Origin of the sequence: Variovorax davisae, assembly GCF_030316845.1 — a bacterium.
Classification (GTDB): Bacteria; Pseudomonadota; Gammaproteobacteria; order Burkholderiales; family Burkholderiaceae_C; genus Variovorax; species Variovorax davisae.
Genome location: NZ_JASZYS010000003.1, coordinates 170,103 through 190,235 on the forward strand (window position 1 = coordinate 170,103; position 20,133 = coordinate 190,235).

20 protein-coding genes and 3 pseudogenes are annotated in these 20,133 nt (G+C 66.0%); 10 read left to right on the forward strand and 13 right to left on the reverse strand.

Features of this window, described 5'->3' with window-relative positions:
- Positions 1-481 precede the first annotated feature (481 nt).
- The 6 genes from QTI33_RS08190 to QTI33_RS08215 form a co-directional block, all read right to left on the reverse strand.
- Positions 482-859 (reverse strand): hypothetical protein, encoded by a 378-nt coding sequence (locus tag QTI33_RS08190; protein WP_286505298.1) that lies wholly within the window; start codon positions 857-859, stop codon positions 482-484.
- Positions 799-1,461: a patatin-like phospholipase family protein gene (locus QTI33_RS08195; RefSeq protein WP_286505299.1), complete on the reverse strand. Its 663-nt coding sequence runs from the start codon at positions 1,459-1,461 to the stop codon at positions 799-801. Before QTI33_RS08195 ends, QTI33_RS08190 begins: the two co-directional genes overlap by 61 nt.
- Positions 1,462-1,716: 255 nt before the next feature.
- Positions 1,717-1,863: a response regulator gene (locus tag QTI33_RS08200; RefSeq protein ID WP_286505300.1), complete on the reverse strand. Its 147-nt coding sequence runs from the start codon at positions 1,861-1,863 to the stop codon at positions 1,717-1,719.
- Complete coding sequence (locus QTI33_RS08205) at positions 1,841-2,344, reverse strand: response regulator (protein ID WP_286505301.1); 504 nt, start codon at positions 2,342-2,344, stop codon at positions 1,841-1,843. The genes QTI33_RS08200 and QTI33_RS08205 overlap by 23 nt, the downstream gene beginning before the upstream one ends.
- Positions 2,238-2,957: a sensor histidine kinase gene (locus QTI33_RS08210; protein WP_286505302.1), complete on the reverse strand. Its 720-nt coding sequence runs from the start codon at positions 2,955-2,957 to the stop codon at positions 2,238-2,240. The genes QTI33_RS08205 and QTI33_RS08210 overlap by 107 nt, the downstream gene beginning before the upstream one ends.
- Before the next feature lie 354 nt (positions 2,958-3,311).
- The gene (locus QTI33_RS08215) at positions 3,312-3,551 is read right to left on the reverse strand and encodes a hypothetical protein (protein WP_286505303.1); all 240 of its coding nucleotides are present in this window, start codon (positions 3,549-3,551) and stop codon (positions 3,312-3,314) included.
- A gap of 672 nt (positions 3,552-4,223) precedes the next feature.
- Between QTI33_RS08215 and QTI33_RS08220 the strand changes: the two genes are divergently transcribed.
- A complete protein-coding gene (locus QTI33_RS08220; RefSeq protein ID WP_286505304.1) occupies positions 4,224-4,529 on the forward strand; it encodes a hypothetical protein in 306 nt (101 codons plus the stop codon).
- Positions 4,530-4,974: 445 nt separating this feature from the next.
- Here QTI33_RS08220 and QTI33_RS08225 read toward each other — a convergent pair whose 3' ends face one another.
- Positions 4,975-5,346, reverse strand: coding sequence for a response regulator (locus QTI33_RS08225; protein WP_286505305.1), 372 nt, complete (start codon positions 5,344-5,346; stop codon positions 4,975-4,977).
- Between the two features lie 141 nt (positions 5,347-5,487).
- Between QTI33_RS08225 and QTI33_RS08230 the strand changes: the two are divergent.
- The 5 genes and pseudogenes from QTI33_RS08230 to QTI33_RS08250 all read left to right on the forward strand — a co-directional run.
- A pseudogene (locus tag QTI33_RS08230) lies at positions 5,488-6,545 on the forward strand (helix-hairpin-helix domain-containing protein); the annotation flags it as partial.
- An 81-nt stretch (positions 6,546-6,626) separates the two neighbouring features.
- On the forward strand, positions 6,627-7,130 hold the full coding sequence (locus tag QTI33_RS08235) for an ATP-dependent DNA ligase (RefSeq protein WP_286505306.1): 504 nt from the start codon (positions 6,627-6,629) through the stop codon (positions 7,128-7,130).
- Positions 7,124-7,618 (forward strand): ATP dependent DNA ligase, encoded by a 495-nt coding sequence (locus tag QTI33_RS08240; RefSeq protein ID WP_286505307.1) that lies wholly within the window; start codon positions 7,124-7,126, stop codon positions 7,616-7,618. The genes QTI33_RS08235 and QTI33_RS08240 overlap by 7 nt, the downstream gene beginning before the upstream one ends.
- Before the next feature lie 252 nt (positions 7,619-7,870).
- Positions 7,871-8,316 (forward strand): annotated as a pseudogene (locus QTI33_RS08245) (Hsp20/alpha crystallin family protein).
- 16 nt (positions 8,317-8,332) lie between these two features.
- On the forward strand, positions 8,333-8,740 hold the full coding sequence (locus QTI33_RS08250) for an Hsp20/alpha crystallin family protein (protein WP_444814821.1): 408 nt from the start codon (positions 8,333-8,335) through the stop codon (positions 8,738-8,740).
- 254 nt (positions 8,741-8,994) lie between these two features.
- Here the strand turns inward: QTI33_RS08250 and QTI33_RS08255 are convergent, their stop codons facing one another.
- The 6 genes and pseudogenes from QTI33_RS08255 to QTI33_RS35090 form a co-directional block, all read right to left on the reverse strand.
- On the reverse strand, positions 8,995-9,258 hold the full coding sequence (locus tag QTI33_RS08255) for a hypothetical protein (RefSeq protein WP_286505308.1): 264 nt from the start codon (positions 9,256-9,258) through the stop codon (positions 8,995-8,997).
- Between the two features lie 233 nt (positions 9,259-9,491).
- Entirely contained in the window at positions 9,492-10,784 is a 1,293-nt protein-coding gene (locus tag QTI33_RS08260; protein WP_286505309.1) for a c-type cytochrome, read from the reverse strand.
- The gene (locus tag QTI33_RS08265; RefSeq protein ID WP_286505310.1) at positions 10,781-11,707 is read right to left on the reverse strand and encodes a cytochrome c oxidase assembly protein; all 927 of its coding nucleotides are present in this window, start codon (positions 11,705-11,707) and stop codon (positions 10,781-10,783) included. Before QTI33_RS08265 ends, QTI33_RS08260 begins: the two co-directional genes overlap by 4 nt.
- Before the next feature lie 11 nt (positions 11,708-11,718).
- Positions 11,719-12,336, reverse strand: coding sequence for a cytochrome c oxidase subunit 3 (locus tag QTI33_RS08270; RefSeq protein ID WP_286505311.1), 618 nt, complete (start codon positions 12,334-12,336; stop codon positions 11,719-11,721).
- Positions 12,333-14,267 (reverse strand): cytochrome c oxidase subunit I, encoded by a 1,935-nt coding sequence (ctaD, locus tag QTI33_RS08275; protein WP_444814829.1) that lies wholly within the window; start codon positions 14,265-14,267, stop codon positions 12,333-12,335. Before ctaD ends, QTI33_RS08270 begins: the two co-directional genes overlap by 4 nt.
- A 426-nt stretch (positions 14,268-14,693) precedes the next feature.
- Positions 14,694-15,128: pseudogene (locus tag QTI33_RS35090) on the reverse strand (cytochrome c oxidase subunit II); the annotation flags it as partial.
- A gap of 878 nt (positions 15,129-16,006) precedes the next feature.
- Between QTI33_RS35090 and QTI33_RS08290 the strand changes: the two are divergent.
- The 4 genes from QTI33_RS08290 (at position 16,007) to QTI33_RS08305 (ending at position 20,128) form a co-directional block, all read left to right on the forward strand.
- Positions 16,007-16,597 (forward strand): hypothetical protein, encoded by a 591-nt coding sequence (locus tag QTI33_RS08290; protein WP_286505312.1) that lies wholly within the window; start codon positions 16,007-16,009, stop codon positions 16,595-16,597.
- An 83-nt stretch (positions 16,598-16,680) separates the two neighbouring features.
- On the forward strand, positions 16,681-17,385 hold the full coding sequence (locus QTI33_RS08295) for a hemerythrin domain-containing protein (RefSeq protein ID WP_353506311.1): 705 nt from the start codon (positions 16,681-16,683) through the stop codon (positions 17,383-17,385).
- A 57-nt stretch (positions 17,386-17,442) separates the two neighbouring features.
- A complete protein-coding gene (locus QTI33_RS08300) occupies positions 17,443-19,869 on the forward strand; it encodes a catalase (protein ID WP_286505313.1) in 2,427 nt (808 codons plus the stop codon).
- A gap of 22 nt (positions 19,870-19,891) precedes the next feature.
- Positions 19,892-20,128, forward strand: coding sequence for a hypothetical protein (locus QTI33_RS08305; protein ID WP_286505314.1), 237 nt, complete (start codon positions 19,892-19,894; stop codon positions 20,126-20,128).
- Positions 20,129-20,133 lie beyond the last annotated feature (5 nt).

Genomic DNA, 20,133 nt, shown 5'->3' on the forward strand with positions numbered 1-20,133 from the left:
CATACCGAATCGTGCCCAGTCGAAGCAATAGACAGCCTCGCATGTAGTCGACACTGGTGTCTCCTTTGTTCCTGGACTGTGCCGTTCGCCGAAGGTTGCGGGGCAACCCCTGTCGGCGATCGCCCGCGCACTCGGTCCCACCTGCCGGTCGCGCGTGCCGCGCGTCCACAAAGGCATCTTGAGCGTCGAAACCAATCGCTCAGGTAGTCGAACTTCGGGACCGGCAACGGACGCTATTGGGCATGTAGATGCGTTTTTCGTCACGAAGCCCTGGACGGCGGCCTCAAATTGGCGGGCCTGCCTTTCGGCGGCGTCGCCGGGCAGAGCACCTGTGCGGTCCATGTCATCCACACCTCGTAGTCGAACAAGAGCGGCTGGCGCCGCGAGGCCGGCCGAATGCCGCGGGGACTGTGGGTTCGGGGGTGCGTCGGCGGCGAGACGGACGCCAGGTGAAGTTGCGCCGGCGCCTTTTGCTTCGGCTTCACGCCGGTACTCCGGGCTGCGCGTACGGCGCCAGGTAGCGCTGCTCGATGTCGACGGTGGCGCGACGGCCGAGCTGGCCGCGATGCGCCTCGAGCCAGACCTCGCATGCCGCCCGCCCGGTGCGCCGCAGCGATTCGAACAGCCTCGGTCCCACCGTACGCTTGATCGAAGGTTCGATCTCAAGCTCGCTCCCCGCGTCCGGCAGGCTCAGCACGTGCAGGCGGATGTCGGCCTCCGGCATCGAGCGGTTGTGCGTATCGAGGGCTCGGAGCTCGGCGAGCAAACCGTTGATCGACGCAATCTCGTTGATCCGGTTCAGGATGTTCTTGGCCGTGGTCGGTGTCTCGGGCCGGAGCAGCGGCGTGAACTCCACCATGAGGTGTCGGTGTCGAGTGCCTCGCGGTACAACGGCCAGAGCATCGGGTTGCCCGCGTAGCTCCCGTCCCAGTAGGACTCGCCCTCGATCTGGACGGCCTGGAACATCAGTGGGGCGCAGGCCGAGGCCAAGATCGCTTCTATCGAGATGTCCTGGGGCCCGAAAACGCGCGACAGGCCGGAGTGGACGTTGACCGCGTTGACGAACAGCGGATGGTCTGAGCGAGTGCGCAGCGCCTCGAGGTCGACCACCGTGTCGAGAACGTGGCGCAGCGGTGCAAGGGCGACCGGATTGGTCTGATAGGGCGACAGCAGCGGGAGGGCGTCGTCCCAGACCCCCAGGCCCGGCTTGCGCAGGGGCAACAACAGGAAGGTCATCGGCGCGCCCACTTCTGCCACCTTGCGCCACAGGAGTTCGAGGTTGTCCTTGGCGGCCTGGCGTCCGCCGTTCACCAGGCCCGTGACGAGTGCGGCGCCGTTGAGGGCACCGGCGCTCGTGCCGCTCACTCGGCCGATCTCGATGTCGGGCTGGTCGAGCAGCGCATCGAGCACGCCCCAGGTGAAGGCGCCGTGCGCACCGCCGCCCTGGAGCGCGAGATTCACGGTTGTCGGGCCAGTGGAAGAGGAAGCAGACATGGGCAAAGACCTTTCAGGTGGACGTGCGGTCCATCGGCGCGCGTTGAGCCGAGAGTTCCTCTTCTAGCTGGCAAGCTCCGCGGGACAGCTAGGCCGAAACGCCCGTGTAGGCCTGCGATAGCCCAGTAGAAATCGCCAGGGCCTACATAGGACAGATTGCCCTGCAGGATGTACCGGTGTTGTGGTGACGCGCGTCGGATCGAAGTACCAACGCTTGCCGCTCTACGGAGCTTTCGGACCGCCTGCAGCTCGCTCGATCAATTCGAGCAGAACCTCGAAGTCGACCGGTTTAGCCACCTGATGATCGAAACCTGCGGCCAGGGCACGTTTCCGGTCTTCCGGCCCTTCATAGCCGGTGAGCGCGATCAACAGCGGAGGCGAGTCCGGCCGCACAGTCTCTACGCAGGCGTCGGGCGACCTCGTAGCCGTTCATGACGGGAAGTCCGATGTCGCACACCACGATCGGCGGCCCCCGCCGCGCGAAGGTATCCAGGGCGCTCGGCCCATCCAGCGCGACTTCAACCGCATAGTCTGACATCTCAAGCAGCATGCGCAGGAGGACGCCCGAATCAACGTTGTCGTCCACGATCAGGATGCGACAAGGAACAACGGCAGGTTTGAGCATCGGCTGGAGCGCCGGCTCTTTGGGGTTTTTTACACGAGGCAGAACGACGGTGAACTCGCTGCCCGTGCCAAGCCCGTCGCTCTTGGCGTCGACGGAGCCGCCATGCTGCTCGACCATGCTACGGACCACGGTAAGTCCAATCCCCAAGCCACCCTGGCTGCGGTTCAGAGAACGCTCCTCCTGGGCAAAAAGGTCGAAGATGCGAGGCAGCGTTTCCGCCGACATGCCGCTTCCGGTGTCCTTTAACGCGAATCACTACCTTGTCCCGCGCTGGCCTCGCAATCAGGGCGATCTCGCCACCCTCGGGCGTGTATTTGGCAGCGTTGTGCAGCAGATTTCCGACAATCTGCGCAAGCCGCGTGAGATCCCCGTCGACGTAGATGGGGTTGACCGGCATGTCGAGCGTGAGATGCTGGTGTTGTTCGTCAATGAGCGCGCGGTACATCTCGACGGCTTGGTCGACTAACTCGCTGACCTTAACCGTACGCCGCAGCAAGGTGACTTTGCCGCTCGTCACGCGGGACGCGTCGAGCAAGTCGTCCATCAGCCTCGCCATGTGTTCGACCTGACGGCGAACCACCTCACGGATGGTTGCGAGCCGAGGGTCGACCGTGTCGATGCGCTCGAGCAGGGCGACGGCGCTCCGAATAGGCGCCAAGGGATTGCGCAGTTCATGGGCCAGCATGGCGAGGAATTCGTCCTGCTGGTGCTTTGCCTTCCGCGCCGCTTCTTCCAGTCGCTCCGCAGCAAGAGTGGCCATAACCAGATGTTCGTTTGCCTCCCTCAAGTCCTCTCCGACCTTCTCAGAAGCCGCCTGGGTCAACTCCCATGCGCGCATGTCCTCTTCACGGCGGGTTACCTCGCGTTCGCGCCGCGCAACGCAGCTCACGCTGGCTCAGACTCCCATTGCCCCCTCAGGTGGAGCGGGGGGTTCTCTGGAGTCTGCAAGCTCGGCAGTCATGCTGGAAGGGGGGTGACCTCATGACGGGCGCGGGTGACCGGTCAACAAACCGACCATGCCGGGGGTTGGCTCGCCGAGCACGATGCCGCCATCGGTAATCTCGTAAGGTCGAAGCTCATGGCTGTCGAGCGGAAAGGCCAGATCGATCCCTCCGCAATAGGCCTTGCAGCTGTTTGCGGCCCCGCCGGCCAGCTTCCACAGGGGCTGCCCGGCCGCCTTGCAGCGCAGATCTTAGAGCGCGATGTCGATGGCAGACAGAGCGAATGAGGCGATGCCGCCGCGGCCCACGTAGTGGACATGCCACTCGCAAAATTCGTGGATGGCCTCGACATCTTCTGCGCTCCGGCCCACTAACGCAGGCGACAAGTCGTGGTCGATCATAGCCCTGATCGCATGGCCGCCCTTTCCGCCAGTGTAGGTGTAGCCAGTGCCCTGTCTGCCGTTGGAGAGCGTCACCGTCGCGGTGACCAATTCGAAGTGCTATGGTACCGTGCTTGGCATCGGTGAGGACCTCGGCCAAGGGCACCTTGAAGATCCGGCTGTTGATTTCAGAGATGGAATGCATCGACCCTCCTGCAAGCCTCTGGGTTGGCAAAAGGCGGGCATTGAGTGGTTCGAGTTCGGTGTTCATAGAAATTAGAGGAACAGGGAACCGCAAACGGTGGCCGGGTGCCGAAAACTACTCCGGGAACCGCTTCCGCCGCACCCGGCCTCTAGTCTGCGCGCCATGATGTTCGCTCTCAACAGATTCCTGACCGGTTTGCGAGGTCTCATTCCGCAGGCGCCCTAAGGCGTGCTGGCGGGCCTTGAGCGGCGGATCAGTGCCTCGGCCTCCGCCGATCGGGGTGCAGCAGCCGGTACCGTCCAGGGACGCGCTCGTCATCGCTGGAAAGCTGCCGGCGTCGCGCACTCGGATCCGCCTCCAGGTCCCAGTCCGTGCCATCACGCGCATCGAGGGCGGCCGAGGTGTGAAGCAGGACCCTTTCGCCGAATCTTCAGGGAGCGAGGAGCTGGATTGCAAGGTGACGGCCAGGCTTGTAGCCGCCGACCGTGCGTGCTTTGTAGGTGGGCGCCGACTTGAAACGGCCGAGCGCGCGGGATGTTCTTTCGGGCCCGGACCCCAAGCTTTTGAAAGGAGATGCCATGTCCGTGGAATTCTTGAAGCAGATCGCTGCCACGCCGCTCCCCAAGTCGTTCAACGCTGCGAAGGATATTGACGCCATCAGGATCCTTCGGCAGGCCGGCTTGGTGCTCGCACTGGTGGACGAGCCCCCTGAGCGCGCCGCTAGAGTCCTTGCAATCACGGAAAAAGGCTGCGATGAACTATTGCGATTTCACTACCCCGAAGGACGGCCCGTTCGAAGGCTCGCCAAAGTCAACTGGATTCAGCTGGCGGCGGCACGCGCACGCGAAGCAATCAAGCCAGCGGATAGACGGAGAGATCCCTGAGTTCATCAGTGATTGAGGCAGCGGCGCGAGCCCTGCCCTTCGGTGCCTGTGGAGCGACTCGGGGCCTAGATCTGGTCAGGATTTCGGATCCACACCCATGAGAAAGGAGTTGATCATGTATTCAAGATTCGGCTCTTCCCTCTCGGGAAACTCAGGGCGGACGGGCACGACAATGAGGGTTCGCGCCGGCCAGCGCGTCATGGGCAAGAAGCAGGTTGAGGCCCACCTCGTCTCGCGCGATGCTCTGCGTCGTGTCCAGCGAACCTTCCTCGCTCCTCCTACCCTTGCGGGGCCGAGGTGTCGACGTTGGCGTTGTCGATCGCACTCAAGCCCCCGCCGTTGAGATAGATGGCTCCCACCGGGCCGGAGGCGTTACCGGCGTTCTCGATCAGCGAGACAGGGGCTGGCTGGACACTGGCAGAAAGCTCACGTGCCAGCTCTTCGGCTATGCGCCATACGATCGGCAGCGGTCAAAGAACGCCTCAAGTTCGGCGGACTTGTCGAAAACGCCATCCGCCCCGAGAGCCAGGCATCGGCGACGGATTTCTGCCGTTGGATAGTTCGTCAGGACCAGCATGTGCTGATGCGGAGACCGGCTCTGAACCGCGCGCAGCACGTTCAGGCCGGAGCCTTCCTTCAGAAAAAGGTCCACGATGGCCAAGTCCCATTGTTCCCCGTACCGATCAAGGGCCTCGATGGCCTCTGTAGCGCCCTCGGCGACGGCGATAACCTGCGCATCGGCCAGCTCAGCCAATGTCGAAATCAAGTTCTCGCGAATTGTCTCGCTGTCCTCGATGAGGATGGTATGGAGCGGCATCGTGGTACGCCAGAGGCGCTCGGTTGTGAATCGCCACGTTGGGGCCTGCTAGCGGCATGTATTAGCGCCGAACATCCGCTGCCACTTTGTAGGTCAACAGCCTATGAGTGCTACCCGGGGCCTCCGATGCGCGCGCCGCTGTGGATCAATGGCGTAGGCCTCGAGCGCTACTACGCCAAGATCGTCAATGGTATGACCGAACGCGGCTATGAGAAGGGGTTCGCCGAACAGATCTTCGAACAGATCAAGGGATTCTCGGAACATGGGTTTCCCGAGAGCCATGCGGCCTCGTTCGCCCTGCTCGTCTACGCCAGCTGCTGGATCAAGTGCCACCATCCAGCCGAGTTCCTCGCCGCCATGCTCAACTCGCAGCCGCTCGGCTTCTACAGCCCGAGTCAGCTCGCGCAGGACGCCAAGCGGCACGACGTCGAGGTCCGCCCGGCCGACGTCCTGCACAGCGACCTCGACTGCACGCTGGAGAACCTGCCGCATCGCCCGGCCGTGCGCCTGGGCCTGCGCATGCTTTCGAGCCTGCGCTGGGAATCGGCGCAGCGGATCGTCGAGGCCCGCGGCGAGAACCTGTTCGACAACGCCGAGGATTTCGCGCGCCGGGCCGGGCTCGAGCTCCACGAGATGAAGCTGCTGGCCAGCGCGGATGCGCTGAGGAGCCTGAGCGGGCACCGCAGGAATGCGGTGTGGGACGCGTCGGCGCTGCGCGCAACGCCGCGACTGCTGCGGGATGCGCCGGTCGATGAAGACATCCTCGAGCTAGCGCCGGCGCCGGAGGGCGAGGAGATCATGTTCGACTATGCGGCGACGGGACTGACGCTGCGCCGGCATCCGCTGGCCTTGCTCCGGCCAGCGCTATCAAAACGGGGACTGATGTCGGCGGCCGACTGCATGACCTGCCCAACGGCGATGAGGTCAGCTATTGCGGCCTCGTGACCCTGCGACAGCAACCGGACACGGCCAAGGGCGTCATCTTCGTCTCGCTCGAAGATGAGACTGGGGTTGTGCAGGTCATCGCGTGGCGGAGCTTGCGGGAGGCGCAGCGGCAGGAGTTGCTCAACGCCCGGCTGCTGGCCGTCCATGGGGCCTGGCAGCGGGAGGGTGAACTGCGCAGCCTCGTTGCTGAGCGGCTCGAGGACCTGACGCCGATGCTGGGCAGGCTCGCGACGGTGTCGAGGGATTTTCGGTGATGCGAATGGGGCATAGGCCGTCTGTCTCGATGTGGCGTCGTGCAGCGGCGCGGACAGCTGATGAGCCGGCCTTGACCGGTATTGCCATGCGCTGAAAGCCTACACGCGCGGGGCCGGCCTGCATTCACCTCGGCACGTCTCCAGAGCCGCGACGCCAAGGCGCTCGACCGCTATTTCCCGGAACTGCTGGAGTCTCTGGCCCGAGGCCTGCCCGGGGGTTGCGTGCTGGACGGCGAAATCGTGGTCGTGGGGTTGCAAGGCCTCGACTTCGACGCCCTGCAGCAGCGCATTCACCCGGCCGCTTCGCGCATCGAGCGGCTGGCGCGCGAGACCCCGGCCTCCTTCGTCGCCTTCGACCTCATCGCGCTCGACGGCAAGGACCTGTCGAGCCTGCCGCAGCAGGAGCGCCGCCTGCTGCTGCAGGCCCTGCTGTTCGATGCGGCGCTGCCGATCCACCTGTCGCCGATGACCACCTCGCATGCCCTCGCCCTCGAATGGCTGCGGTCGTTCGAAGGCGCGAGCCTCGATGGGGTGGTGGCGAAAGCGGCGGACGGGCCCTACCGGCAGGCCAGCGCGCGATGCTGAAGATCAAGCATGTGCGCACCGCCGACTGCGTGGTGGCGGGCTTGCGCTGGCACAAGAGCGGCGAGGACGCAGTCGGCTCTCTGCTGCTGGGCCTCTACGACGACGCCGGTGTGCTGCACCACATCGGCTCGACCTCGGCCTTCAGCATGGCGACGCGCCGAACGCTCGCGTTGGACTTCGCCCCCCTGCGGCCGGCGACGCTGGCAGGCCACCCCTGGGCGGACTGGGCCGCGGCTGGCGGCGACTCGGCGCAGCGCATGCCGGGGGCCCAGAGCCGATGGAGCGCCGGCAAGGACCTGAACTGGCAGCCGCTGCGCCTCGAGCGGGTGTGCGAGGTGCGCTACGACCATCTGCAGGGCCGGCGCTTTCGTCACGCCGCCGTGTTCGTGCGCTGGCGCTTCGACAAGCCACCGGACGCCTGCCGATTCGACCAGCTTGAGGTGGTGGCGCCCTACGAACAGAGGCGCGTGTTTGACGGCCCGTGCTGACCGACTCTATGCGCCCGTGTGCATGACGGCGGCCCTGGCGGGGCTTCGCATGCGGCACCGGCGCGAACCGGCGTCGGCGCCGCTGCCCCTGGTTGCCGGTTGCCCGGCGGGCGCCGCATGAGAGACCTGGCGAGGTCCGACGCTGGCAAAAAAAACCTCTTGAAAAGTTGACGGGAGATCCTAGCTGGACTTTCGGAAGCGCTGGGGAGACGCCTCCCGGCGCCCTCTTCAACTTGAATGGAGGTTTTTGCCATGTATCGATCCCTTTTCCCACGCGACATGTTTGCCGAGATGGATCGCCTGCAGCGCGAAATGCAGCAGGCCATGGACCTGTCGCCCACCATCCGAGGCTTCGGTCGCGGAGGCTTTCCGGCCCTCAACGTCGGCGGCACGTCGAAGACGGTGGAGATATACGCTTCGCACCGGGTATCGACCCGGCCACGCTGGAGGTCCATCTCGACCGCGGACTGATGACCATCGTCGGCCAGCGCCAGTCCGTGTTGCCCAACGCCAATGGCAACGGCAAACAGACCGCGGTGCACATCAACGAGCGCTTCACCGGGCAGTTCCGGCGCGCGCTTACCTTGCCGGAGGACGCCGACCCGGACGCCGTCGAAGCCCGCTACCGCGACGGCGTGGTGCAAATTACCGTCCAGCGGCGTGCCTCTGCGCAGCCGCGTCGCATCGCGATCCAGTGAACAGAAGGAGACCGACATGAACAACCTGACCCAGACCGCCCCCACCGCCGAAGTGGCCCGCCATCAGGGATCCGGCATCCCGGGCTACAGCGAGACCGCCCTGATGCCGCCAGTGGATGTGCTTGAGGACGAGAACGGGATCTCGCTCTATGCCGACCTTCCGGGCGTGTCGCGGGACAACCTGCATATCCAGGTCGAGGGCGTGACTCTGACGATCGATGCCGAGATGAACCTGAAGCTCCCGGAGGGCCTGCAGTCCAGCCACACGGAGGTCGGCGCGGGGCGCTTTCATCGCACCTTCACGCTCAGCGCGGAACTCGACGCCGAAAAGGTCAATGCCGAGCTTGCCGATGGCGTGTTGCGACTGAGAATCCCCAAGGCGGAGCACGCCAAGCCGCGACGCATCGAGATCCAGGCCGGCTGAGGCCGAAGGGGGCGGCACCCGGCCCTTCAGGCTTTGCGCCCTGCGTCTTCGGGCTGCCCGCCGTCGGTCGCGTCCGGGGTTGCGGGTCGCGGTGGCGCTTTTGCCGGCGTGCTTCGCGGGTGCGCGCCCCTATTTCGGCCTCCGTCTTGGCGAATTGCTTCATCGCGTTTTCAGCCGGCGTGGGATGGCGCGCCGGCGGCGCGCTGACAGTGGATTTTATCGAATTTCCTTCAAAGCGGCTGACTTGCCGGCCCTCACGGCCGCCCGCCATCCTCCGGCTCGTGATTGCGGGCCGGCGTCAGGTCTTCCTTCAATTCGAACGCCGCCGAGTCGTCGTGCCTGGTGGTTTCGACGGTTCGCTTTGCCGGCATGTGGCCGCCGGGGGCCGGGCCGGAGGGGGTCTCGCCGGTCGCTTTCTTGGTGCTGGAGAACTTTTCTCCGGCGCCGATGTTGTCGACGCCTCCGCTGGTCGTCGGCCGTGTTCCGTCGCCGGTTCCGGTCACTGGTGGGGTGCTCATGGGGCTTCCTTTCGGAGAGTAGAAAAAAAACCTTCGCATGCGCGCAGGATGCCGGCTGTAGGACCATGCGCGGCACGCGGTCACCTGCTTTCGCCTACATGGGGCGACCACGCACCGCCCTGCCCGCCGCTGGCCCCGGCGGGCGCCTGCCGTACGCGCACGGCAGCACCCCCGATGCGGCGGGCACGGCGAGCAAGGTGACTTCGCGCGCCCGTGGAATGTGTCGCGGATCGTCAGCGATGCAACTGGCGGCGGATCTTCGAAACGTCATTGGTCGAGACCGGTCGCGCGTCGTTGCCCCAGCTCTGTCGGGTATAGCTGAGCACCTGCGCCATCTGCACATCGGTCAGGGTGCCGACGAATCCTGGCATGGCCTGCGGCGGCGGACCCTTGGAAGTGGCCGGACTGCGCCCGCCCTCGATCACCAGCCGTATCACGGCCGAGGGATCTTCGTCAAGCACCGACGGATTGCCGGCCAGACGCGGAAAGACCTTCGGAACGCCGCGGCCGTCCGGCTGGTGACACTGCACGCAGAAGCCGCGATAGACCGCGGCGCCGACCGATTCGACGTCGCCCGTGTAGTTGCCGCGGGCTGGCGGCGGGTCGGTCTCGGCTTGGGCTTGGTAGTTGCCTGCCCCCTTGCGCGCCGGCAGGCTCTTGAGATAGCCCGCCACCGCGCGCAGGTCGTCCTCGCTCAGGTACTGCAAGGTTTCCTCCACCTTCACGGCCATGGTGCCGAAGGCGACCATGCCGTCGCCGTGGCCCGTGGCCAGAAACGAGGCGATCCCTTGCGCCGACACCCGGCCGAGCCCCGAGCCCGGGTCGCCCGTGAGGTCGGAGGCGAACCAGAGGTCGTTGACCTGCCCGGTGAGATAGTGCTTCGAGCGCTCGTCGTAGCCGCGCTCCTGGAAGCCCACGCCGCGCGGCGTATGGCAGGCGCCGCAGTGGCCGAAGGACTGCACCAGGTAGGCGCCGCGGTTCCATTCTGCGTCCTTGTCCCGGCGCGCGACGTACTCGCCGCGCGGCAGGAACATCAACTTCCACAACTTCAGCGCCCAGCGCTGGTTGAACGGAAACGACAGGTGGTTGTCGGGCGGCTCCTGCGCCACCGGCGCCACGCCGTGCAGCAGGTAGCTGTACAGGTCGCGCAGGTCGGCCTCGCTGGCCTTCGCGTAGGCCGTGTACGGCATCGCCGGATAGAGGTGCCGGCCACCCGGCGCCGTGCCTTCTCGCAACGCTTTCTCGAAGTCCTCGAAGCTGTAGCGGCCGATGCCGTGCGCCGGATCGGCCGTGATGTTGGTGCTGTAGATCGCGCCGAACGGCGTCGGCACGGCGCGCCCGCCGGCGAACGGCGCACCGTGCTTGGGCTCCGTGTGGCAACTCGCGCAGCCGCCGATCTTCGCCAGGTATTCGCCGCGCGCGAGCTGCTGCGGCGCCGGCGCGGCGGCCTGGGCCGTGGCGACGGCGAGCGCCCAGGCAAGCGGCGCAGTGGCGCCGACGAGGAAGCGCAGCGTCGAGGCAGTCATGGTCGAGCAATGATTTCCGGGGACCCGGGCGCCTGGCGCCTGGCCAGCCAGCGGGCCGCCACCGCGAGCCCGCCGAAGACATAGGCCATCCCGCCGGGCACCCACATCACGAGGCCGCCGATGCGCTGGTCGTCCAGGGGATCGAAGCCCCAGGCGGTGGCTTCGGCGTAGCTCGGATACCAGATGACGGGTGCCAGCGTCAACAAGGCGCCGAGCGCGCCGGTGTGCACCATGGTCGTGAACAGGGACAGCATGGGGTGGGCGCCCGCCTGGCCGACCCGATGGACTCCAAGCACCGTCCACCAGAACAGCAAGGCGCTGAGAAGGAAGCTCCAGTGCTGCAAGGTATGGACGGCGGGATGGTGCAGCGCGGCCTCGAAGAGGCGCGGCACGTGCCATGCCCAGACGGCGACAGCGTGCAGTGCCCAGGCGACGGTCGGCGACGTCAGCCAGCGCCATGCCGCCGCCGGTGCGCGCGCGCGTACCGCGCGCGCGATTGCTGCCCGGGCGCGCGGCCCGAAGGCCCACAGCCAGACCGCAAGCGGCCGCCCCAGCACCAGCAGCGGCGCGGCCACGATCATCAGCAGTTCGTGCTGCAGCATGTGGGCCGAGAACAGCACGCCGCCGAGCGCGTCGAGCGGCGAGACCAGCGCCACCACGAGCGTCAGGCATCCGCCGGCGAAGGCCGTGCCCTGCAGCGCGCGGGTGCGGCGGCCCAGTTGCGAGCGCATTCGCAGCTTCGCGTGCCCGACCCCGTACAAGAGCCCGCCGATTACAAGCAGGGAGATGACCAGCGGGTCGGCGCTCCAGGTCAGCGCCGCCATGCCGGCGGCGGGCGGCCCGTCCGCCACGTGCGCCAACGCGGCGCCTGGGACCAGCGCCCAGAGCGGCAGCCATCGACGACGCAGAGAAAGGGATCGCATGAGGGCCGGCCTCAGATTCGTGGCGCGAGATAGACGACGGCGTACATCGGCAGCCAGCTGCCTATCACGAAGTACCAGTAGAGCGCGTTCTCGCTGACGTCGACGAAGCGCTTGCCTTCGAAACGGCGGCTGAACAGCAGCGCCGCGAGCACGCCGGTGTCGACGGTGTCGGTGATCAGGTGCGTCGTGTGCAGCCCGAGCAGCAGCCAGATCACCGAGCCATAGGCGTTCGCCGTCCAGCTGATGTTGAGGGTGGTGAACTCGAGCGCGCGGAGTGCCAGGAACACCACCGCGAAAGCCAGGCACACCAGGATCCACAGGCGCGCGCCGGACCGATCTTCGCGCTCAGCCGCGGCCTTCGCCAGCTGGTTGGGCCAGGCGCTCAGCAGGAGGATCAGCGTGTTCAGCGTGCCCCACAACAGGTCCGGCGGCGCGGCATCGATCGGCCAGGCCGCGGCGACGCCGCGCAGGTAGAAGTACATCATGATGCCGAGGCCGAACACCGTGCCTTCGATCAGCATCAGGCCCATGGTGCCCCACCACATCAGGCTGCCGTGCCCGAAGCGGTAGGTCGGCAGCGCCGAAACGTCGAGTGTGTCGGCCGCGCCCTGCTCCCTCGCCGGCGTCATGGCCGCTGCTCCAGCGCGACCGATCGCGCGATCTCGCGCCGCTTGGGCCAGAACCAGCAGATCAGCGCCACCGCCACCGGCAGCGAGGCCCAGACCACCGCCCAGGGCGTAAAGACAGAGCCGACGAACAGCACAGTGGTCGCCACCGCGCTCCAGAACGGCCAGGCGGTCGGCGACGGAAACAGCGGCCGGCTGTCCGGCCGGGCTTCGACGGCGGTGGTGGCCAGTACCTCGCGTGCATGGGTGGCAAGGCCGCCGACAAAGGCCGGCTGCCCAGGCGGCGACCAGAGCGGATCTGCCGCGTGCACCACCGGGATGGCGTCGAAATTGTGCGGCGGCGGTGGGCTCGGCATGCTCCATTCGAGAGTGCCGGCGCCCCAGGGATTGGCGCCCGCCACGGCTCCGCGCCGCAGGCTGAAGACCACATTCTGGATGAACACCAACACGCTCAGCGCAATCAGGAAGGCGCCCGCGGTGGCGGCGAGGTTCATGCCGTCCCAGCCCAGGCCCGCGGGATAGGTCCAGATGCGCCGCTGCATCCCGTGCAACCCGAGCAGGTGCATCGGAAAGAAGGTGAGGTTGAAGCCGACGAAGAAGAGCCAGAAGTGCAGCTTGCCGGCCGCTTCCGACAGCATTCGCCCGCTGAGCTTCGGAAACCAGAAGTAGAAGGCGCCGAAGAGCGGAAACACGCCGCCGCCGAGCAGCACGTAGTGCAGGTGGGCGACCACGAAGTAGGTGTCGTGCACCTGCAGGTCGAGCGGCACCGAGCCCAGCATGATGCCGGTCAGCCCGCCCAGCACTAGGATGACGAAGAAGGCCAGCACGAAGTAGAGCGGGCTTTTCAAATCGAGCCGCCCATTCCAGAGCGTCGCGATCCAGCAGAAGATCTGCACCGCAGAAGGCACCGCGATGGCCAGGCTCGCGGCCGTGAAGAAGCTCTTGCCGATCTCCGGCAGGTTGGTCGCGAACATGTGGTGGACCCACAGGCTGAAGGCGAGAAAGGCGGTGGCGATCAGCGCCAGCACCATCGCGCGGTAGCCGAAGAGCGGACGGCGCGAGAAGGTCGAGACGATCGAGGAGATGAAGCCGAGCGGCGGGATGAAGATCAGGTACACCTCGGGATGGCCGAAGAACCAGAACAGGTGGTGCCAGAGGAGCACGTCGCCGCCCTTGGCCGGGTTGAAGAAATGCGTGCCCACCAGGCGGTCCAGGATCAGCGAGCTGCTGCCGATCATCACCGCCGGCATCGCGAACAGCACCATGAACTGGGTCACCAGCGTGGCCCAGACGAACAGCGGCATCTGGTCGAGGCGCATGCCAGGAGCGCGCATCTTGAGAATCGTCGTGATCAGCACGATCGCCTGCAACAGCGAAGCCAGCTCGGTGAAGGTGATCATCTGGGCCCAGATGTCGGCCCCCTTGCCAGGTGCATAGTCGCTCGACGAGAGCGGGACGTAGGCGAACCAGCCGACGTTCGGACCGGCGCCGAGCGCAAAGCTGAGATAGAGAAAGGCACCGCCCATGACGAAGATCCAGTAGGGGAAGGCGTTCAGGCGCGGAAAGGCGATCGAGCGTGCGCCCACCATCAGCGGCACCAGGTAGGCAGCTACGGCCTGCATCACGGGCACCGCGAACAGAAACATCATGGTCGAGCCATGCATCGTGAACAGCTGGTTGTACGCCTCGGGTCCGACCACGTGCGCCTGCGGCCGCGCCAGCTGGACGCGCATCAGCAGGGCCAGCAGCCCTCCGAGCAGGAAGAACACCAGCGTGGCGATGATGAAGCGGCGCGCGATGGTCTTGTGGTCGATGGCCTCCAGCATGCCCATGAAGCCCGGCGGATCGCTCCAGGTCTGGCGCAGCGCGGCCACGGCCAGCTGGCCGGCCCGCGGTCCGTCGCGGCCGCCCGCGCGGTCGCGCGCTTCGCCCAGGGCGGGGTCGGGTGTCACTTCAGGGTCTCCAGGTAGCTGACCAGTAGGCGCACCTCTTCCGGTTCCAGCGCGCTGGGCGGCATGGTGGCGCCGGCCTTGAGCGATTGCGGCTCCACGATCCAGGCTGCCAGCAGGTCGGGCCGATTGGCCACCGTGCCGGCCGCGATCGTCGGACGGCTGGCGACGTGCGTGAGGTCGGGGCCGAGCGCGCCGCCGGCCGGCGTGCCCCGCACGGCATGGCATTGGGCGCAGTTGCGCGCCAGGAAAAAGCGCCTGCCCGCGCAGCGCATCGGGCTGCTCGGGTGGGCTCGCCGGACTGGCCTGCAGCGCCCGCCACTGGGCGTAGCGCTCGGGCGGGTCGGCCGTAATGTTGAACACCATCAAGGCGTGCTGCAGGCCGCAGAACTCGGCGCACTCGCCGCGAAAGCTGCCGGCGCGGTCGGCCCGGAACTGGATCGTGGTGGTGCGCCCGGGCAGCATGTCCTTCTTGCCGTGCAGCTGCGGCACCCAGAAGCTGTGGATCACGTCGACGCTCTTCAGCGTCACGACCACCGGCCGGCCGACCGGGACATGCAGGTCGCTCGACACCTCGAAGCCCGGCCCGCCGAGGTCGTCCGCGTAGCGCGTGCGCCACCACCACTGGGCGCCCACCATCTCGATGTGCAGCGCGTCGTGCACCGGCAGTCGCGACAGCGCGCGATCGGTCAGGACGTCGAGCGCGACCAGCCCGGCCAGCGCGGCGCCCGAAAGCAGCGAGGCGACCAGCACCACGCGGCTCGCACCGGGTTCATGGCGCTCGCCGCGCGCTGGTTCCGATGACTCGCGGCGGGCCCGGCGGGCGGCCTGCACCAGCGCCATCATCAACGCCAGCAGGACCAGCGTGAAGACGGCGAGGCAGACCCAGACGGTAATCTGCCATAGCGCATGAATGCGAGCGGCCTGGATGCCCGCCGGGTCGAGTGCCCCCTGCCCTGCGGCGGCATCGAACGCGAAGGCCGCGAGCGGGGCAGGATCCCCCGATGGACGGCAGCCGGATGGGACGCGAGGCGAACAAGAAGCCCGGTTTCCCCGGCGCGCCGGGCATTAGCACCGATGCGGCCCAGACGAGAGCTATGACAGCGCTGGCCAGTGACGGCGTTCGGCCGAACGTGACGACGCCTCGGCTCGCACGATCGATGCGTGTCGTCATGTTGGGGCCCTCATTGGGCCACTTGTCCGTCGCCGTCCGGTTCGACGACGCTCTCTCGGGTTGAGCGGAGGCAAGGCAGTGTGAGGCGCTTGCCTACCTTCAACAGGGAATTCTGCGTACATGGATGTCAGCGTGTGACTAGTCACATGCAACGCTGTACACACGGGGACAACGCCATGGCCACTTACGCCCAAGAATCATCTCTGCCGGGCATAGGCCCGCGCCAGGATTCGGTAGTACTCGATGCTGCTCCCCGATCAGGCGTGTCATGGGGCGCTGTGTTCGCGGGTGCCGCCGTTGCAGCCGCACTGACTTTGATAATGATGGTTCTGGGCGCCGGGATGGGCCTGGGACTTGCGTCCCATGGGAGGGCGAAGGCGCGGAAGCGAAAACGATCGGGATCGCCGGTATCTTCTGGATCACCTTCACCCAACTTGCCTCTTCCGGCCTTGGCGGGTACCTCGCAGGGCGGCTGCGGACAAAGTGGAGCGGGATTCATACAGAAGAGGCGCGCTTCCGCGACACGGCCCACGGAATTCTTGCTTGGGCCGTGGCTACTCTGGTGACCTTCGCCTTGATCGCCTCCACCGTAGGGTCGGCCCTGAGTGCCGGAGCCAAAGCCGGGATGGGTGTGGCCACGACCGTGGTAGGTGGCGCTGCGACGGCCGCCGCCGGCACTGCAGCGAACCGCACCGGTGACGACGCGAGCAGTGGCCCCATGGCGTACATGACCGATTCCTTGTTCCGGAAAGATCCCGGCGCGACGGCGGCGTCGGGCGGCACGAGCCAGACCGATGCAAGCCAAGCCACGACCGACCGCGCAACCGCCGCAGAAGTGGGGCGAATCTTCGCGACCGCGTTGCGGACGGGAACGCTTTCGCCTGAAGACCACCGATACGCCAGTCAAGTCGTCGCGCAGCGAACCGGCTTGAGCCAGCAGGATGCGGAAAGGCGCGTCACCGACGTCTACTCCCGTGCCAAGGCGGCGCTGGACGAAACAAAAAGCAAGGCGAATGAGATGGCCGACGCCGCGCGAAAGACTACCGCTTACGGGTCGCTGTGGATTTTCCTCTCTTTGATTCTCGGTGCTCTGTTTGCCGCGTACTGCGCCACGCTCGGCGGGCGCCAGCGAGACCTCTGAACGGGGACACAAGGCGGTTTCTCCGAGCCGGGCGGGCATGTTCGGGAGGCCGGCGCCCGCGATTGCACGCTGCCGCCTGCGTGTTGACGTTCAAGAGCAATGCCAAGGCGATTGCTGCGATCAATGGCTTTGGTCAGCGGCGGAATCGGCTCCATTTTGTTTTAGGAGACTTCGATGAGCGCTCCATTTTTGGCATCTTGCCGACGGTGACGAACATGATCCGCGTGGACCACACCCACGTACTGTCGACTTTTCACCAGTACAAGAGTGCCGCGGCGCCGCGCGTAAAAAAGGGCTTGGTTCTCATGATCTGCACCGCGCTCGAGATCCATGCCGAGCTCGAGGAGGAAATCTTCTATCCGGCCATACAGGAGATCGACGAAGGTGAAGACCTCCTCGGGGACAGCCAGGCCGAGCATCAGGAGATGAAACGCCTGATCGTGCTGCTGCGCCAGATGGAACCCGAAGCCAGGGACTATGACGAGACCTTGCACGCCCTGATGAGCAACGTGCTCCATCACGTGGCGGACGAAGAGACAGTTGTACTGCCGGCCGCGGAACGGCTCTTAGGCGAGCGTCTCGGGGAGTTGGGGGCGCAAATGACCAAGCGACGCCTCGAACTCGTGGTGCCCCGCAGTGGAGAGATCGCTTTCAACATTGGTCGCGCCGTGTCCGGCAACAAAGCGGCGCTGTGGATGGCCGCACTCGCTGCAGCGGGTTGTCTGATCTGGGCGGGCCCGAGCCGCGAGACTTGGCGCGGACGCCGAGCGATCAAGCACATTCCATGACGCGCTCCACCATCCAGACCCTTTACCTTCACCTCGATAACTCACACGGAAACAGCCATGGCTAAAAGACTTCCCCCTGTCCCCGCAGCCGAAATAGATGCGGCACGCGCCGCGGCACGCAATACCGATAGCGGTCCTGCCACGCCGCCGCCCCCTGCGGCGGGCAAGGACGACCCGCCGACCCAGAAGGCCATCGACACCGGCGGGCTAGCCAAGGGCATGCCCTCGAACCCGACCAAACCTCTGGAGTACGGCGAACGCAACGCCTCAGCCACGCCTCCGGGCGCGAGCGTCAGTCCTCCTTCGCGCTTGCCCGGAGCAAGCACGCTGTCTGAACAGAACGTGACGGGCAAGACGGGTTCGGCGGCTCCGGAAGGCGTCAACGCCACCATCGACTCGCTAGATCGCGTGCGCGTCGATTCCAGCGGCCAGGTGCTGACCACCAATCAGGGCGTGGCGATAGCCGACAACCAGAACTCCCTGAAGGCCGGCGCGCGCGGCCCGGCGTTGCTCGAGGACTTCATCCTGCGCGAAAAGATCACGCACTTCGATCACGAGCGCATTCCCGAACGCATCGTGCACGCCCGCGGCTCCGGCGCGCATGGCTTCTTCGAATGCTACGAGCCGCTGACGCAATACACCAAGGCCGCGCCTTTCAAGGAAGCGGGCAAGGTGACACCGGTCTTCGTACGCTTCTCCACCGTCGCCGGCGAGCGCGGCTCGAAGGACACGGCACGCGACGTGCGCGGCTTCGCGGTGAAGTTCTACACCGACGAAGGCAATTGGGACCTGGTCGGCAACAACATGCCTGTGTTCTTCATCCAGGACGCGATGAAGTTTCCGGACTTGGTCCATGCGGTCAAGCCCGAGCCGCACCACCAGATGCCGCAAGCCGCCAGCGCGCACGACACCTTCTGGGACTTCGTCTCGCTGATGCCCGAATCCACGCACATGCTGATGTGGCTGATGTCGGACCGCGCCATCCCCCGTAGCTACCGGATGATGCAGGGGTTCGGCGTCCATACCTTCCGGCTCGTCAACGAGGCCGGCGAGTCCGTGCTGGTCAAGTTCCATTGGATTCCCAAGCTCGGGACCCACTCGCTCGTCTGGGAGGAGGCCGTGAAGATCTCGGGGGCTGATCCGGACTTCCATCGGCGCGATTTATGGGAGGCCATCGAGGCCGGCGAGTATCCAGAGTGGGAGCTTGGCCTGCAGATTTTTACGGAAGCGCAGGCCGACAAGTTCAGTTTCGATATCCTGGATGCCACCAAGATCATCCCGGAGGAAGTCGCACCCCTGCAGATCGTCGGGCGGATGGTGCTCAACCGAAACCCCGACAACTTTTTTGCCGAGACCGAACAGGTGGCGTTCTGTACGGCCCACATCGTGCCGGGCCTGGATTTCACCAACGATCCCTTGCTGGCGGGTCGCATCCATTCCTATGTCGACACCCAGATCAGTCGGCTGGGCGGGCCCAACTTCCACGAGCTTCCGATCAACGCGCCCATCGCGCAAGTGCACAACAACCAGCGCGACGGCATGCACCGGCAAGCCATCCATCGCGGCCGGGTCGCCTACGAGCCCAACTCCCTGGCCGGCGGCTGCCCGTTCCCGGCCGGGGCGGCGCAGGGCTTCACCAGCGTGGCCCGGCGCATCGACGCCAAGGAGAGCGCCGACAAGCTGCGCATCAAGCCCGAGAAGTTCGCCGACCACTACACGCAGGCCCGCCTCTTCTACGAAAGCCAGTCGGCGGTGGAGAAGGCGCACATCGGCAACGCCTTCCGTTTCGAGCTGTCGAAGGTCACCGTGCCGGCGATCCGGGAACGCATGGTCGCCAGTCTTCTGAACGCTGCGCCCGATCTCGCCGCGCGGCTGGCCCAGAACCTGGGAATGGAGTTGCCGGCGCCGCTCCCCAAGGCCTTGGAGAATCCTGCGCAGCCCGAGGTCGACGCCTCTCCCGCCCTGTCGCTTTTCGCGCGGCCGGGCGACGGCGGTATCCGCACTCGCAAAATCGCGGTGCTAATCGCCCAAGGCGTCGAAGGGACGTCACTCGGCAAGGTGGTCTCGGCGCTGGTTGCGGCCGGCGCGGTGCCGCGCCTTGTCGCGGCCCGGCTTGGGACCTATGTCGGGATCGGTGGCGACAAGTTCGCGGCCGACGGGACGCTTGAGAACTCCCCGGGCTTCCTGTTCGATGCAATGGTGCTGCCGGACGGCGAGGCCGCCGTCGAAGCGCTGGACGCTGACGCCCATACCCTGGAATTTCTACGGGCCCAGTATTGGCACTGCAAGCCCATCCTGGCGTTCGGCGCCTCCCACGCCTTACTGGCTGAAGCGCAGATCCCAATGACGATGTCCGACGGTTCGCCGGATACGGGCCTGATTCTCGCAGACGCAGGGAACCCTGACGAAGCAATCACGGATTTCGTCGCGGCGCTGAGCTTGCACAGACATTTCGGGCGCGAGAACGATCCGCCTCAGGCCTAGGCTACTTCCGCGGGGAGCGCAAATGAAAACGGAAACAGGCGGGTATGCCACCAGCATTCGCACCGAGCACGGACGCCTGCTTATCCGCGTTCCGAGTGAAACCCTCATCTACCTGGGGGCGTTTGGCGAATCGGACTATCTGGCGACCTTTGCCCGGCATATCGAAGACCTTCGCGCAGTTGCACTGCGAGTCGCGGAACGTGACCAATCGAGCGTCGTGGACGTCATGCCAAGCGATTTCGAGGCGCAATTGCATTAGCTTCA